Source organism: Streptomyces sp. NPDC059455, assembly GCF_042750115.1.
GTDB classification, from domain to species: domain Bacteria; phylum Actinomycetota; class Actinomycetes; order Streptomycetales; family Streptomycetaceae; genus Streptomyces; species Streptomyces endocoffeicus.
The window spans coordinates 1-15,080 of sequence record NZ_JBHYVB010000057.1 but is presented as its reverse complement, the minus strand read 5'-3'; the positions used below and the strand labels follow the sequence as shown (position 1 = coordinate 15,080).

The 15,080-nt window shown below is 65.9% G+C and carries 10 protein-coding genes and 4 pseudogenes; 7 read left to right on the top strand and 7 right to left on the bottom strand.

Annotated elements, in window-relative coordinates:
- The 3 genes and pseudogenes from ACFXB5_RS21535 to ACFXB5_RS21525 form a co-directional block, all read left to right on the top strand.
- A pseudogene (locus ACFXB5_RS21535) lies at positions 1-1,353 on the top strand (ISAzo13 family transposase); the annotation flags it as partial.
- A gap of 71 nt (positions 1,354-1,424) precedes the next feature.
- A pseudogene (locus tag ACFXB5_RS21530) lies at positions 1,425-1,864 on the top strand (ISAzo13 family transposase); the annotation flags it as partial.
- Between the two features lie 840 nt (positions 1,865-2,704).
- Positions 2,705-5,107: a SpoIIE family protein phosphatase gene (locus ACFXB5_RS21525; protein WP_385210216.1), complete on the top strand. Its 2,403-nt coding sequence runs from the start codon at positions 2,705-2,707 to the stop codon at positions 5,105-5,107.
- Positions 5,108-5,306: 199 nt separating this feature from the next.
- On the opposite strand, the pseudogene ACFXB5_RS21520 reads toward ACFXB5_RS21525, so the two are convergent.
- Positions 5,307-5,546, bottom strand: a pseudogene (locus tag ACFXB5_RS21520) (IS110 family transposase); the annotation flags it as partial.
- An 851-nt stretch (positions 5,547-6,397) separates the two neighbouring features.
- Here ACFXB5_RS21520 and ACFXB5_RS21515 point away from each other — a divergent pair.
- From ACFXB5_RS21515 to ACFXB5_RS21505, 3 genes and pseudogenes are all read left to right on the top strand, one after another.
- On the top strand, positions 6,398-6,697 hold the full coding sequence (locus tag ACFXB5_RS21515) for a hypothetical protein (protein ID WP_385210213.1): 300 nt from the start codon (positions 6,398-6,400) through the stop codon (positions 6,695-6,697).
- A 608-nt stretch (positions 6,698-7,305) separates the two neighbouring features.
- A complete protein-coding gene (locus tag ACFXB5_RS21510; protein ID WP_385210210.1) occupies positions 7,306-8,553 on the top strand; it encodes an MFS transporter in 1,248 nt (415 codons plus the stop codon).
- 10 nt (positions 8,554-8,563) lie between these two features.
- Positions 8,564-8,823, top strand: a pseudogene (locus ACFXB5_RS21505) (hypothetical protein); the annotation flags it as partial.
- 81 nt (positions 8,824-8,904) lie between these two features.
- Here ACFXB5_RS21505 and ACFXB5_RS21500 read toward each other — a convergent pair.
- The 6 genes from ACFXB5_RS21500 to ACFXB5_RS21475 all read right to left on the bottom strand — a co-directional run bounded on the left by ACFXB5_RS21500 (position 8,905) and on the right by ACFXB5_RS21475 (position 14,444).
- Complete coding sequence (locus ACFXB5_RS21500; protein ID WP_385210208.1) at positions 8,905-9,249, bottom strand: hypothetical protein; 345 nt, start codon at positions 9,247-9,249, stop codon at positions 8,905-8,907.
- Between the two features lie 174 nt (positions 9,250-9,423).
- Positions 9,424-10,182, bottom strand: coding sequence for an ABC transporter ATP-binding protein (locus tag ACFXB5_RS21495; RefSeq protein ID WP_385210205.1), 759 nt, complete (start codon positions 10,180-10,182; stop codon positions 9,424-9,426).
- Positions 10,179-10,958: an ABC transporter ATP-binding protein gene (locus ACFXB5_RS21490; protein ID WP_385210202.1), complete on the bottom strand. Its 780-nt coding sequence runs from the start codon at positions 10,956-10,958 to the stop codon at positions 10,179-10,181. The genes ACFXB5_RS21495 and ACFXB5_RS21490 overlap by 4 nt, the downstream gene beginning before the upstream one ends.
- Entirely contained in the window at positions 10,955-12,010 is a 1,056-nt protein-coding gene (locus ACFXB5_RS21485) for a branched-chain amino acid ABC transporter permease (protein ID WP_385210199.1), read from the bottom strand. The genes ACFXB5_RS21490 and ACFXB5_RS21485 overlap by 4 nt, the downstream gene beginning before the upstream one ends.
- Complete coding sequence (locus tag ACFXB5_RS21480) at positions 12,007-12,897, bottom strand: branched-chain amino acid ABC transporter permease (protein ID WP_385210196.1); 891 nt, start codon at positions 12,895-12,897, stop codon at positions 12,007-12,009. The genes ACFXB5_RS21485 and ACFXB5_RS21480 overlap by 4 nt, the downstream gene beginning before the upstream one ends.
- A gap of 392 nt (positions 12,898-13,289) precedes the next feature.
- Entirely contained in the window at positions 13,290-14,444 is a 1,155-nt protein-coding gene (locus tag ACFXB5_RS21475) for an NAD(P)/FAD-dependent oxidoreductase (RefSeq protein WP_385210193.1), read from the bottom strand.
- Positions 14,445-14,771: 327 nt separating this feature from the next.
- Between ACFXB5_RS21475 and ACFXB5_RS21470 the strand changes: the two genes are divergently transcribed.
- Positions 14,772-15,080, top strand: a 309-nt coding sequence (locus tag ACFXB5_RS21470) for a hypothetical protein (RefSeq protein WP_385210190.1), incomplete at its 3' end; no start/stop codon positions are given.

Sequence of the window (15,080 nt, the reverse complement as noted above, 5' to 3'; positions counted from 1 at the left end):
TTGCGGGGGGGGCGTGCGCTCACGTTGGTCGGGGTGGGGGCGGTGCCGGTCCCGCCGCCCCCCCCCCACCCGCCCCCCCCCACCGACCGTGGGCCGGCTGCTGCGGGAGAACGGTTTCAGTCTGCAGGCCAATGCCAAGACCCTTGAAGGTGCTCAACACCCCGACAGAGACGCGCAGTTCCGGTACATCAACGACCAGGCCAAGGACCATCAGGTGAACGGCGAGCCGGTGGTCAGCGTGGACACGAAAAAGAAGGAAGTCGTCGGGAGTTCAAGAACGCGGGATGCCAATGGCGGCCGGCCGGTGAACCCGCGCGGGTCGACGTTCATGACTTCCCCAGCGAGGCACTGGGCAAGGCCCTGCCCTACGGTATCTACGACCTGGCGGCGGGCACCGGCTGGGTGAACGTCGGTACGGATCACGACACCGCGACCTTCGCGGTCGAATCGATCCGCCGCTGGTGGAACGGGCAGGGACGTCTCGACTACCCCGGCGCCACCCGTCTGCTGGTCACCGCAGACGCGGGTGGCTCCAACGGCTACCGCACCCGGGCCTGGAAGACCGAACTCGCCGGCTTTGCCGCCGAGACGGGCCTGGCCGTCACGGTCTGCCATATGCCTCCGGGCACATCGAAATGGAATCGGATCGAGCACCGGCTCTTCTCCGCGATCACGATGAACTGGCGCGGCCGGCCGCTGACCAGCTACGAGGTCATCGTGCAGAGCATCGCCGCGACCACCAACCGCACCGGGCTCACCGTCCACGCCGAACTGGACCCCGGCAGCTATCCCACGGGGGTGAAGGTCAGCGACACTGAACTGAACGCGGTGCCGCTGACCGGCCATGCCTTCCACGGGGAATGGAACTACACCGTGCACCCCCGACCCACCGAGCCGACGAACCCCGGCAAACCAACCGCCTGCCTCGACCGCGAGGCCCTGGCGCACCCCGCCCTGACCGGTATGACCAGCACCGAACTGACCGAGCTGACCACAGCCCTGGCCTCGCCCTGGCAGGCGCTGCACGCCCCGGACCGCACTACCCGACGCGACGGCGGCACCCGACGCCGAGCCCCGGGCGGCGGCCGCAAAGCCAAACTCGACCTGGCCGACCGCGTCCTGGCCACCGTGCTGCACCAGCGCCTTGGCCTGTCGCCCACCGTGCTCGCCCACCTGTTCACCGTCAGCAAGGACACCATCCGCGAGGCCACTGGCGAGATCGGACAACTCATGGACCAGCACGGACACACTCCCGGCCCCGCGGCGACACACCTGACCACCCTCGCCGGCCTCCACGTCTACGCAACCGCACACGGCATCGCCCTCACGACAGAGACAAAACCACCGTGTTGATTCTTTACGAGCCCTAAGGGCTTGCAGGGATTCAACATGTTGCTTCCCGTTCGGGGGCTCGTTGACGTGATATGCGCATTCAGGACGAGACCTGCGACCAGCTTGCTGTGAAGTACGGAGTGTTGTTGCCGTATCTGGACGAGCGGCAGCGGCGCCTGCTCATGGGAGCGGAGGCCCGGGTGCTGGGGCATGGCGGTATCCGGGCCGTCGTACGGGCGGCCGGGGTGAGTGAGACGACGGTCCGCAAGGGCGTATTCGAGCTGGAGGCCGGAGAGGAGACGTTGGACCGGGTACGGCGGCCGGGCGGGGCCGCAAGCGAGTCGCGGATCTCGATCCGGGGCTGCGGCCCGCACTGCTGGCGCTGGTCGAGCTGGACGAGCGGGGTGATCCTGTGTCGCCGCTGCGATGGACGGTGAAGTCGACCCGCACACTCGCGCGGGAGCTGGCCCGGGCCGGGCACAAAGTCAGTGCGGACACCGTCGCCGACCTGTTGCGGGAGGAAGGGGGCAGCCCAATCGCACGCCCCGGCCGAAGATGATCAGCAAAGTCAGCTCAGTCCTGGCGGGGACGATTTTCTGGAGCGCGCGCTCCGCCCCAGCATCGGCAACGTGTGGCCGGGTCCGGGCAGTACGCCGGGCGAAGCGCCGCAGATGCTGGCCACGAGGGCGGCCTGGGCTCGAGTCAGGGATTCCAGCGCTGCTTTGGTCGCGCCATAGATCGCCATGCCGGGCATGCCGATCCCCGGGGGCGTCGAGGAAGTGCAGGGGCCGCAGTGAGCGCGAACGGCGCCCGCACGTTGACGGCGGCGGCCTCGTTGTGTGCGTCGAAATCTCGCGTCGCGTCGAGCGGGATCGCCGCATTGTGATCAGGATGTCGACAGGCTCGGCCTCGTCGGCGAGCCCCCGCACGTCCTCGCTTTCGCTCAGATTGGCCCGCAGAAACGGGTCGCGTCTGGTGATCATTACGTCCGCACGCCAGCGGGGAGGGTGTCCGCCACCGTGTACCCCGGTCCACCGATCGCACCGGAGCCGGTTACCAGGGTTTTCTTTCCTTTTGAATCCCTAAGCGTGTCTTTCGACGGTCGACAACGGATATCGGGAGAGTGAGCACTGGTGGTCTTTCTTTCGGTTCCAGTTTGCCCGTTACCGGATTGCGGCTGCCGTGCTTCGGATCCAGCTGCGGAATCCGATCGCCAGCTCGGGGCCGTGGCGGTTGCGATTGCCGCGTACCCGGGACAAGCTCCGTAGCGGTGCCTATATCCTTGACAGGAAAAGGAGAGGTTCTTGCGGTCTGCCGATTCGGGCTCCAAGCGGGGGCAGCAGGGCCTCATCACGGGATGAGATGAGCGGCGATGATGCGAGAAGGCATCCTTGATGACCGGGAAAATGATCTCCCGGGCGCGGCGTACTCGGCTACAGCCACCATTGATGAACGCGGCCTCGTCACTGGTTGGAGCGAAGGCGCGCGGCTGTTGCTCGGCTACCGGTCCGAGGATGTCGTGGGTCGGTCGGCGACGAGTCTGCTCGCCGAGGACGTCAGCGAGGCGACTCGGGGGCTGAGAACCGGCCAGCAGTGCTGGAGCGGCAGGGTGGCCTTGCGGTGTCGCGACGGCCGCCGTCTGGTCGTGGGGCTGCTCGTACACCGTCGGGTGACGGAGGGCGCCTCCCCGGAGTGGTTCCTCGAGTCAACGGTGACGCAAGTACCGAGCCTACCCCGCGGTGACGCGCTGGTGGACTGGGCAGTCGGCCAGCTTCCATACAGCCTGGCGATCTTCGATGAGGAGCTACGGCTGATGCGGGCCAATACTGTCATGGAACGTGTACTGGCCCTTGCTGAGGACGACATGCGTGGGCTGCATCTGTCCGAGATATTGCCCGGCTCTGAGGGCGACGGACTGGAGAACGCCATGCGGCTGGCGTTGAGGAGCGGCGAGCTGCAGAATATGTTGAGCCGTCTGCCGGTACCCGGCGGCGGGCCTGAGCAGGCATGGTTTGTTTCTCTCACGCCGCTGAAAGATCAAGTCGGTCGGGCCCGCAGTGTGTGCCTGGTCGCTCATGACGTGACGGAACAGTACTGGTCCCGGCAGCGGCTACTGCTACTCAACGATGCCAGTACTCGCATCGGCAGCACTTTGGATATCGAGCGCACTGCGCAGGAGCTGGTCGACGTGGTCGTCCCCAAGATCGCGGACTTCGCCTACGTCGACCTGCTCGCCTTCATCGGGCGCGGGGATGAACCGCCTACCGGTCCGCTGACCGGCCCGGTTGCCATGCGCCGCACCGCTCAGGGATCCATTTACGAGGCCATGCCGGAAACCTTGGTCGAGTTGGGCGCCATAGCCACCTATCCGGCCTTCTCCCCGCCCGCAGAGTGTTTGGCCGCGGGACGGGCGGCCAAGTACGAGATGAACGACTCCGTCATCGCCAGGTGGTCAGCTTACGACCCTTCGCGGGCCGACCGGATCCGCGCTATCGGGACCCATTCGGTGATAGTGGCACCGATGCGCGCACGGGGCGTCACCCTCGGTGTCGCTCTCTTCAATCGCCACCGGCGTCCTGAGCCCTTTGAAGAGGATGATGTGCTCCTGGCTGAGGAGATCGCGGCCAGGGCTGCAGTGAGCATCGACAACGCCCGCCGTTACACGCGCGAGCGCACCACGGCCGTGACCCTTCAGCGCAGCCTGCTTCCCCAGACACTGCCCCGTCAGGCAGCGTTGGAGGTTGCCTCCCGCTATCTCCCCGCGGGCGCCCGGGCCGGGGTGGGTGGAGACTGGTTCGACGTCATTCCGCTCTCCGGAGCACGTGTAGCCCTGGTCGTCGGCGATGTCGTTGGCCACGGCATCCAGGCATCCGCCACCATGGGGCGGCTGCGCACCGCGGTACGCACCCTGGCTGATATCGACCTCGCACCTGACGAACTGCTGACGCACCTCGACGACCTGGTCACCCGCCTGTCTTCGGAAGCCGATGCCGAGACGGCCGGGGACATAGGCGCCACGTGCCTGTACGCCGCCTACGACCCGGTCTCCCACCGCTGCTGCCTCGCGCGCGCAGGTCATCCACTGCCTGTCATGGTCACCCCCGACGGCACTGCCGAGCTCCTCGATCTGCCGGCCGGACCGCCGCTGGGCCTTGGCGGGCTGCCCTTCGAATCGGTCGAAGTAGACCTCCCCGAAGGCAGTCTCCTCGCGCTCTACACCGATGGCCTCATCGAAAACCGCGGATGCGATCTGGATGAGGGACTCGACATGCTGCGTGACCTCATCGGTCGACCTGCCCCGTCCTTGGAGGCCCTCTGCGACACGGTGCTCGGGTCCCTGCTCCCTGAGCGGCCCGAGGACGACATCGCTCTCCTCATCGCCCGGACCCGGGCTCTGGGCACCGACCAGGTAGCCACCTGGGATTTGCCCTCCGACCCTGCTGTCGTCGCTCAGGCACGTACAAGCGCTTCCGCCCAGCTGACGGCCTGGGGACTGGATGACCTGGTGTTCACCACCGAACTGGTGGTGAGCGAACTGGTCACCAATGCCATTCGCTACGGCCAGCCGCCCATTCGGCTCCGTCTGATCTACGACGGAACGGTCATCTGCGAGGTCTCCGACGCCAGCAGTACCGCTCCGCATCTGCGCCGGGCTCGCGTCTTCGACGAGGGAGGACGAGGTCTGCTCCTTGTCGCCCAACTCACCCAGCGCTGGGGCACACGCCACATGCGCACGGGCAAGACCATCTGGGCCGAGCAGTCCATCGCGTCCTGAACCCGACTGCTGGACTCATGGCGAGCTGCCGCGAGTGCTGTCGGCCAGGTGAATCGCCGGCAGGTTCTCACGCTGGGCCGACGTCCCGAGCACCGCAGCGCTGGCGACCATATCGGCCCGGCGGCTCTCGACCGGAGATCGCAAAATGGCGAGTCGTTGAGGGGCTTCCCAGGCGGTGGCGACCAGCACCACCCGGCCACTCGGCCATCCTCGGCGCCTTCGGCCGCAGCAGCGTGACCAGCCGCCGGCGGCCGGCCTTGCGTATCTGTGCCGGAGAGCCGAACTGCTTCAGCAGGGTGAGGACGGCCGGGTGCTGCAACGGCAGTCCTAGCACCCGTTCCAGCGAGGGATGGATCTGGGTCAGCAGACCGTGCAGCCGGTTGGCGGCCCGGGTTGCTTCGCCGGCCGGGTCGTCGTCGAAGCCGACGATCATCTCCAGGCCCGGACTCGGGCGGATGACGTGCTTGCCCACGAGATCACCGTGATCCACCTGGCCTCGAAAGGTGCCTATGGAGGAGATCGGCACCGGGGTCTGGCCCAACCGGGTCACCGCCCGCGCCGAAGTCTTCACTTTCATCGAGACCTTCTATAACCGGCGCCGCCTCCGGAAACACGTTGTCTTCGGGTACATCACGCCCCACGAGACATACCAGCGGCTCCACAACGACCAAGCAGTCGCAACGTAGAAGAAGAGTGTCCAGGATCACGGAGAAACTTCAAGAACCGATTACCCCCGTCCGGGTGACACTGCCGACGGTGTGGACCCCTGATAATCGTCGTCAACCCGGCCATGAGATGCGAGTAGCCGAAGGGACACCCACTGTGACGTAGTAGCCCACCACGTCACCGGCAGGAGCCTCCGCTACTAGCACATGCCCGGCCCACGTAGCCGCGCTCCTACTCGGCTGCCGGGCCGTCCAAGAACCGGCCTTGGCGGGCCATCGGCAACCCCGATCCTCGCCCCGGCCCTTCTGGAAAGACAACGACCGGCTGGACTGATAACCAAGGATCGAGGCCTGAGGCGCTTCGCCCCACGGCATCGGCCAGCGAAGGCCATCCACCAGAGGCGCTGACCTGAGACTCCTGATCGATGCGATGCATCAGTGACCACTGAGTCAGGCCAGTAGATGTGATCGTGCACTTCACTTTCCCACCAAGAGGAGTAGTCGACGATGACCCACACCAAGTACACCGTTGCCGGCCACCAACCGGCCGTCCGAATTGCGCGCCTCGCTGATCTGCGGTCTCACCTGCGGACTGATGGGGCCGTAATGAGCGGCCTCATCAACTATGCAGAAACCACGCCAGGGCCTCTCATCGGTGCCCAAGGGTATGGCGCAGCAGTGGATCGCAAGTCGTGAAGGCGTCATTATTGCCGTACGGTGGTTGACTTGGTGCTTTGTGCTCGCCCAAGTGTGGGCACGATCAGTGATCGTGGTCCTGTGGCTGTTTTACCTGATCTTCTGTCGGCCACTGGGCTGCTTCCTGTTGCTGGGCCGATCGACCGCAGCGAAAAAAGCCGAGATCCTTGCCCTTCGTCATGAGGTCGCGGTGCTTCGCCGACAGGTCCAGCGGCTGCGGCTCTCATAGGCTGATCGTGCCGTGTTCTCCGCTCTCGCACGGCATCTGCCACCCGCCGCTGCGCGCCGTAGCCAGGGAGCCGGGGATAGCCTCCCCGGTGCTCTACCGGTACTTCCCCAGCCAGGAGGACCTCCTGACAACGCTGATCATTATGCCTACGGTGTGCCGACGGTCACGCAATTCCTCACCACGCCGAACTCGCCTCCTGTTACGGCACATTGGTGGATGTGCAAGAGCCTCGCATCTGAAGGGCAAGGCGAGAGTCGAGCGGACCATGCCCTGTGTCCGCGACTCGTTCTGGAGCGGGCGGCAGTTCGCCTCGATCGAGCACACGACCCTGCGGACGGTATGCAAGCCGTCCGGCACCGCTACACCGTCGACCAGGCGCGCACCATCGCGGCAGGGCCGCCCGCTCCACGCAGCACCCGCCTTGGTCGTTTGCATTGAATGGCCATTGCGCAGGACGAAATCCGTGCGTGCATATGAGGCACCCGCCAACAGCCCGCGGAAGCCGTGGACGAGCGCACTTGCTCCACCGATATGCCCACCCCGTTCAATCCCGTGGCCCAGAAGACCACGCCGGTAGCCCAAATCACAAGGTAGACATGAAACCATCCATGACACGTGTTCATGCCCACGACGAGCTGATCCCTCCGAGTCGATGGCAGGCCCGTGCTGTCCTGCTGCTGGGCACGTTGATCTTCTTCGCTTTTGGCTACAGCTTCCTCTCCCTGCCGGCCGTCGCCCCGTCACTGCTGAACTACCCCCCGTGGCACGTCACTCCCAGCACCTTGGGCATACTGGGCAGCGCCACCGCGCTGGGCCAGGTGATCGGTGCCTTCATGGGCAGCGGACTGAGTGATATCTACGGCCGCAGGGCTTGTATCGCCGTCTCCGTCGGGTGGTGCTCAGGCTGTATGTTGTTCACCGGGCTTGCCTCCAGCCTCATAGCCTTCGGTATCGGCCGCTTCCTTCTCGGTATTGGCCTGGGCATTCTGCTTCCGCTGGTCAGTACCCTTGTCGTGGATTGGTCCCGGCTGGGGCGCCGCTCGCTCTACTGCGGTGTCGCCCTGTCGGCCATACAGCTCGGTGGTTTGGCGGCGATAAGCGCCAGCCATATCTTCCTGGCTGGCAGGGAGTTCCATTGGGTGTTCCTGGTCGGTGTCCTCCCGATTCTGCTGGTGCCAGTCTGCTGGACCCTGATTCCGGTCGCGGAACCCAGTGAGGCGTCCCTACCGGATCGAGCCACACGCCGAAATTCACAGGTGGTCTCCAGCGAGTGGTGGGGCCTCTTTGAGCCAGGGTGGCCGGTCTCCAGCATCCTGTTCTGCATCGCGTCCTTCATTGGATTGCTGCTGATCTTCGGGGCGAGCTCCTGGCTGCCGACCCTGATGGTTCACGCGGGTTACGACCAGCATTCCACCTTCGAGTTCGTCCTCGCTTTCTACTTCGGGGCCGCCGGCATTACACTGATCTTCTCCATGATCGCCGACTGGGTTCCCATCAAATTGTGTGTCTTCACCCTGTTCCTCTGTGCCGCGGTGGCCATGCACACCCTGACCATGCATGAAGGCCATCTGGTCATGGTCGGGACGGTGGCTCTGTACGGCGGAGGGGTTGTGGGCGCCCAGAGCGTCATAATCTCCTATGTGGCCCGTTACTACCCGTACCAAATGCGCAATACTGCCCTCAGTTTCGTCGTCGGAATCGGCTATTGCGGGTCCGTCATCGGCCCCACTTACCTCAGCTTCCTGGACGGCCTGAAGTCCGATCCCGCAATTGGCTTCCGCTCCTTTGTCGCGCTGGCCATGGTCGGTGCGGTCGCCATCTTCTCGATTCCCCGGGGCGGTCTGAACGGTCCTTGACGGCTTGACACGCGCTCACCACGACGCAGCCGGGATACACCTGGACGAGGACATCCTCACCGCGCTGGAGAAGGATGCTCCCGAGGCGGAAAGGGCCAGGTCAAAAGGGGCAGCCTCGAAGAACAAGACGGACAGGACGCCGAAGCGGATCCCGGGCGGGAAGAACGACGACGCGTCCGGCGTCGCCGAAAACTCCGGCTGAAAGCCGCCCTCCTGGGACGCTCCAGAGGCGGGCAGACCAGCAAGGTCCGCCTCGTCGCCGACCGCAAGACCCCGGACAGCTACCTCGCCGGCCTCCACCTACGCGCCTCGATGATCTGGGTCAAAGACCTCCCCCGGACCACTAAATGATCACGACTCGATACACACCCTAGTGCTCCAGTCGCAATCGCTATCACCGCTGGTCAGAAGCGTGCTTCCGAGTGTAGCGAGCTGATGGGCCGTCATGTGGTGGGGGTTCGTGACCGGCGGTCCTCGATCGCTGTTGTTCTGATCGTGCAAAATGATGTGTGCCCTGATGCGTGGGTGGAAGAGCTGGACGAGGCTCTGTTGCGGGTTGGCCACCGGTCCCAGCAGGCCGTGCACGTAGGCTCGCATCCGCCGCCGTAAGTCCACTCGCCCGAACCGGTGGCCAATACGCACGAGTATCTCCTCCAGTTCCGCTGCCCAGGCATCGAGCTGCACATCGTCTCGCATGACAAGCACAACGGTCCGTCGCGCCCGAAGTCACGAACTCACAGCCCCTGACAGCGCGTCAGGCAAGTACACTCACAGACACACTCCTGACCAGCGACAATAGCGATCTGCGACTGGAGTACCAGGACACGAGGTCTGCCATATCCGCGACCGGGGCCAGCTCGTCCAGGCTATTCAGTGCGCCCGGTCGCCCATGTGACCTGTTGAGGTCCCTTTTACCCTTCGCAATCGATTACTGGAGCCAATCCCGAGGAGCTCACGGACCTGCTCGTCATCGTCCAGGAAGCCCTCGGGCTCCCCCGTCAGCGCGATACGACCCTTCACCATGACCGCCACCTGGTCTGCGACACGTAGCGCCAACGGAAGGTTCTGCTCAACGAGCAGTATCGTCACGCCAGCCGCAGCGAGCGCGGCGATGGTGTCCCCGATCAGGTCGACGACCGTCGGGGCGAGACCGTCCGACGGCTCATCCATGAGGAGCAGGCGGGGGTTGGTCAACAGCGCACGTCCGATTGCCAGCATCTCCTGCTCACCGCCCGACAGCTGGTCCCCCCGGTTGGTACGGCGCTCAACCAGGCGGGGGAAGAGGTCGTAGACGTCTGGAATGGTCCAGTCGCCAGGGCGGCGTGCTGCGATCCGCAGATTTTCCTCAACGGTCAGCATGCCGAAAACGCGGCGGCCCTGAGGTACCAGGGCTAGGCCAGCTCGGGCGATTCGGTCTGTCGAAAGGCCGACGAGCTCATGGCCGTCGAACCGGATCGAGCCGGTGACGTCCAGCATGCCCATGATGCTCGTCATCAGAGTGCTCTTACCAACGCCATTGCGTCCAAGCAGGCTGAGCACCGAGCCCCTCGACACGTCAATGTCGATGCCGTTTAGGACCGTCGTGCCGGGATGTCCGCCACGTAGGCCCCGGATCTCTAGCAGACTCACCGGGCCTCCTCACCGGACACCGTGCTCGCGGCGGACGCCGTCGAACCTAGGTACACCTGCTGTACCACCTCAGAGCCGCGCACGGACTCGGGATCGCCGTCGGCAGCGACCGAGCCCATGTGCAGCACCGAGATCCGGTCCGCCAGGGCGAACACCACGTCCAGGTCATGCTCGATGATCAAAACCGAGAGCTCTCGGGGCAGGGCCGCGACAAGATCAACGAATCGCTCCGTCTCGGCCGCCGACATCCCCGCCGTCGGCTCATCGAAGAGGATCAGTCGAGGTTCCAGCGCCAGGCCCAGAGCAACCTCCAACTGCCGCCGTTCGCCGTGCGCGAGCTCGGACGCGAAGTCGTGCGCGCGCTCGGCGAGCCCGGCCCGTTCCAGGGCCGAAGCAGCCCGTTCGACGACCGCGGCGCCATGCCCGCCCACGAGGCGATGAGGCGATCCGTGCCGACGCTCGACCGCGAGGACGACGTTCTGCAGAACGGTCATGGAGCCAAACGTGCTGGAGTGCTGGAAAGTCTTCGCCATGCCTAGGCGAGCGCGCTTGTGGTCGCCCATCTCCGAGATGTCCTTACCGAAGAACCGGACCGTACCGGACGTAGGCCGGATCGTCCCGGCGATCATCGCGAATAGTGTCGACTTGCCGGCCCCGTTGGGACCGATCAGAGCATGGCGGCTCCCCGCCTGAACCTGCAACGTCACCGAGTCGACGGCGACGACGGAGCCATAGGACTTGGTAAGGCCGACCAACTCGACCGCGGACTCCGTCATGCTGTCCGCCCTCCGCTATGCATGACCTGCTCCTGTGGTGGTCCGGGATCCGGCTCGGGCGGCTGGAGCGGCTCGGCCGACCGTGCCGGTCTGCGATTTACCAAGCCGGCCAACCCACGGGGCAGCACGTAGACGGCGACAACGAAGAAGAGCCCGAGGACGAGCGGGCCCCGGCCGCCGAGGTCCTGCCCAAGCACGTCGCTAACCACCACGATGAGCGCGGCGGCCAGGCAGGACCCCCAAATCGAACCAAGCCCACCAACGACTACGGCGAGCAGCAGCAGCCCTGCCATCTGGAAGCCGAGCTGGGAGGGGGCCACGAATCGGGGCGTCTGGGCCACGAGCACCCAGCCCGCCGCACCCGCAAAAGCCCCGGAGAGCACCCACACCCCGTACTTGTACCGCGCGGTCACGTAGCCGAGGCTGCGCATTCGCGGTTCGTTGTCGCGGATGCCGCGTAGCGCCGATCCGAACGGGGAGCGGACGATGATGGCGACAGCACCGACGCCCACGGTCGAGACTGCGAGCGCGTACCAGTACACGATCCCGGGCAGTGCGATCGGCACTCCTGGCATCAGCTCGAACGGCGCGCCCCCGCTCAGCCCGTCGCTGCCGCGGGTCACTGGACGCCATTGCAGGGCGAGGATGTATAGCAACTCGCCGATCGCCAGCGACAGCATGAGGAAGAAGACCTTCGACGCATGGACGGCAATCCATCCAGTCAGCGCGGCGGCCCCCGCGGCGGCGGCGATCGCGACGAGCAACTGGAGCCACGCGTTGGGCGTTAGCTCTCGCGCAACGATGACCGTCCCATAGGAACCCACGCCCGCATAGCCGGCGTGGGCGAGCGAGAGCAATCCGGCGTCGCCAACGAGGTTGATACTCACCGCCAGGAGCGCGTAGCCCATCAGGCTGGTCATCACCACGACCATGTACACGCTAGCGCCGAGCAGCGGCAGCGCCGCAAGCAGGACCAGGACCAGGACCCCTGCGGCGACCGACAGGCGGGTCCGCATGTGGGAGGGCGGCGCGCCCGTCACCGCGGCGGTCATCGGGCCACCGCCGCGATAGAGGCAAACAGGCCCTGCGGTCGGACCAGGATAACCAGCACCATCGCCCCGAATAGCAGGAACGACGCCAATTCGGGGACCAGTACGACGCCGAAGTTCTGCACCAGCCCGATAGTCAGCGAGCCCACCAGGGTCCCGAGGATGGAGCCGAGGCCGCCGATCACGATGACGACCAGAGCGAGTAGCAGAATCTCATTGCCAAGCCCGGTTGAGACGCCGTTCACGGGCCCAGCGACGACCCCGCCGAGGACCGCGAGGGCGGTCGCGCCGCCGAAAGTCAGCAGCCGCACCTTCGACACACTGATGCCCAAGGCAGCGACCATCTGGTCATCGGCCACGGTGGCCCGCACGACGGCTCCGGCCGACGTCCGTTCGAGCACGTACCACACCCCAGCGGCAACCACGGCCCCCAATGCGATCACCACGAGCCGATAGACGGGGTATGTGATTCCGCCGAGCTCCACCGAGTCGACGAGACCCGGGGGTGGTGCCACTCCGTGGTCGTCGCGGCCGAAGATCTCCGCCAGTAGCTCGGTGATGACGAGCGCAAGGCCGAGCGTCAGCACCGCTTGGTCGAGATGACCGCGCCGGCGCAGCGGGCGCAGCATCAGCATCAGCAGGAGTCCAATGACCACGCCCAGGACCAGCGCGACGACCAGAGCCATCGCCCATCCACCCCAGGTAGCCACGCGCTGCCCCGCCAGCGCGTACCCGATGTAGGAGCCGACGAGAAATATCGAGCCGTGGGCTAGGTTGAGAACGTCGAGCAGGCCGAATATCACGGTGAGGCCCACCGCCATAATGAAAAGGATCATCCCGGTCGCGACGCCATTGAGCAGGATGCCGAGCAGGTCTCCAAATGAGTTCACGATCCTCCGTTCCGTCACGATGCCGGGAGCTGCCCGACAGTCACGTTCTGTAGGCCCTGAGGTGTGCGATGGACCCCGGTGAGGTAAGCGCCGTTGACGTGCGCTCGCTTCGAAGCGGTGATCGCCACGGGGGCCTTTGACGGTCCCGACCGAGGCGATGGCAGGAGACGAGTGTCTATCTATTGGTGCGTCCATCACTGAGCCAAGGACAGCTCCTCGGCGAGTGAGGCGAAACGTTACGTGCGCCACAAGCACCTCGGATCACCCGAACGAGTACATTGAGGTGAAGCCCGGCCCGTTCCATTTTCGGCAACGCGGCACTGTCCAGGGCTCGAGAGCGGTTCGGACAGGCGAGAGCCCGTTCGTAAATGCCTCGGAACCGCTCAGCACGCCTACTGGACGAGGGTGCGGCGGTTCTTTATGGCGTCGCGCTGCTCGGCGAGCCGGGCTGGGGCGTTGACGCACAACGCCCCCACCACTACGCCATCCCGGCTATACACCGCGACGAGGCTGTCGTCGGTCCGCTCGTTGATCTGCACCTCAGTGGCGTTCGCGCGGCCGACGAACCGGAGTCTGGCGTCGAACTGGTCTGACCAGAGGTACGGGACCGGGGCGTAGGGTTCCGGATCGCCGAGCAGGCTGCGTGCCGCGTGCCGACCCTGCTCGACCGCGTTGGTCCACTGCTCAACGCGCATGGTCTCGTCGAACAAGGGGTTGTACCAGCGGGCGACGTCGCCGGCTGCCACGACGTTAGGCAGACTCGCTTGCAACCGGGCGTTGCAGACGACCCCGTCGGCTAGCAATAGCCCGCTCGTGCGCAACCAGCCAACGGCCGGGACCGCCCCTACCGCTGAGACAACGATGTCCGCGTCGAGCACCCGCCCGTCCTGCAGCCGTACCCGGTGACCGTGACCGCGGCCCGTCGGTTCGACGGCCACCGCGAACGCGTCGCACATGATCTTGACGCCGTGGCGCGCGTGGTACTGCCGAAACCAGTCCCCCACCTCGTCACCGAGGACACGCGCGAGCGGCACGGGCGCCACCTCGACCGCGGTGACGTTGACCCCTGCGGTCCGCAGCGACGCCGCCACCTCGAGCCCGAGGAACCCGGCTCCGACAATGACCACGTTCCCGCCGTCCGAAAGCCGCGACGACAGCCAGGCTGCGTCGTCGATCGAACGCAGCGTGTGGACCCCATGGTCACCGCCGTGTAACGGCCGAGTGGACGAGCCGGTTGCGATGACGAGCGACTCGTATGGCACGTCCTCCCCGTCGTCGAGACGCACCGTGCGGTCGCCGGGGCGCAACCGGGTCGCGGTGCGACCCAACTCCAAGCGCACGTCAAGGTCCGAGTACCAGGACGGGGCCCGCAGCGATCTCCACTCGGGCTCGTGCCCAGGACGCAGGCGGGTGAGTGGCGGGCGGTCATAGGGCCGATGGCTCTCTGCGCCGATCAGGACGAGTCCGCCGTCGTAACCCTCATTACGAAGAGCCTCCACGGCGTGCACGCCGGCGAGGGAAGCCCCCACCACGACGATTTGTCCCATACAGTGCTCCCCGATGATCTCCCACTGGTTAGTGGTCGCGTTGCTCCCACGCACGGGCGTTTGCGGCTCCCAGCATTCGCCGAGGCTGCCCGGGCCTCCCCATCGAATGTGCGGCAGGCGGCCCTGGCACCGATTGTCGGCCCCCGATCCACATCACGTTTGTTACCCGGACGAGGACTCTTTTCAGCGGCATCGGCACGAACGGCGGTCCGGGCCTGTCCACCACCGGGCTCCGTGGGGATACTGAGGCGACGGGCGCCGCATCATCGCTCAATCGCCGACTGCCCGCCCACGCTCGCGAGACTGGTGCTGGAGGCGGCTGCGGAGATGACTGCTACAAGATCCCAGGAGCGTGCGCGCCGACGGTTCGCGGACGCGTTGCAATCGGTGCTCACACTCGACGAGGTCGGCCAGGTTTTCATAGACCACGTCGACGACCTGCTCGAGGCCGACGCTCTCGGTCTCTACCGCTTCGGATCGGACGCGCGCCCGGTCGACGTGCTCTCGCCCGCGCAGTACGGGTTCCTGGACCTCTACGAACAGTACGGCCGGTCCGACGATCCCGTCCTGCAGTTCGTGCTGGAGCATCGGCGCCCGATCGACTCGTCGCACGCCATCTGCCCAGACCAGTGGCAG

Coding starts and splice junctions, on each gene's coding strand:
- ACFXB5_RS21525 (WP_385210216.1), top strand. CDS start 2,705: ATGATGCGAGAAGGCATCCTTGATGACCGGGAAAATGATCTCCCGGGC.
- ACFXB5_RS21515 (WP_385210213.1), top strand. CDS start 6,398: ATGCAGAAACCACGCCAGGGCCTCTCATCGGTGCCCAAGGGTATGGCG.
- ACFXB5_RS21510 (WP_385210210.1), top strand. CDS start 7,306: ATGACACGTGTTCATGCCCACGACGAGCTGATCCCTCCGAGTCGATGG.
- ACFXB5_RS21500 (WP_385210208.1), bottom strand. CDS start 9,249: ATGCGAGACGATGTGCAGCTCGATGCCTGGGCAGCGGAACTGGAGGAG.
- ACFXB5_RS21490 (WP_385210202.1), bottom strand. CDS start 10,958: ATGACGGAGTCCGCGGTCGAGTTGGTCGGCCTTACCAAGTCCTATGGC.
- ACFXB5_RS21485 (WP_385210199.1), bottom strand. CDS start 12,010: ATGACCGCCGCGGTGACGGGCGCGCCGCCCTCCCACATGCGGACCCGC.
- ACFXB5_RS21475 (WP_385210193.1), bottom strand. CDS start 14,444: ATGGGACAAATCGTCGTGGTGGGGGCTTCCCTCGCCGGCGTGCACGCC.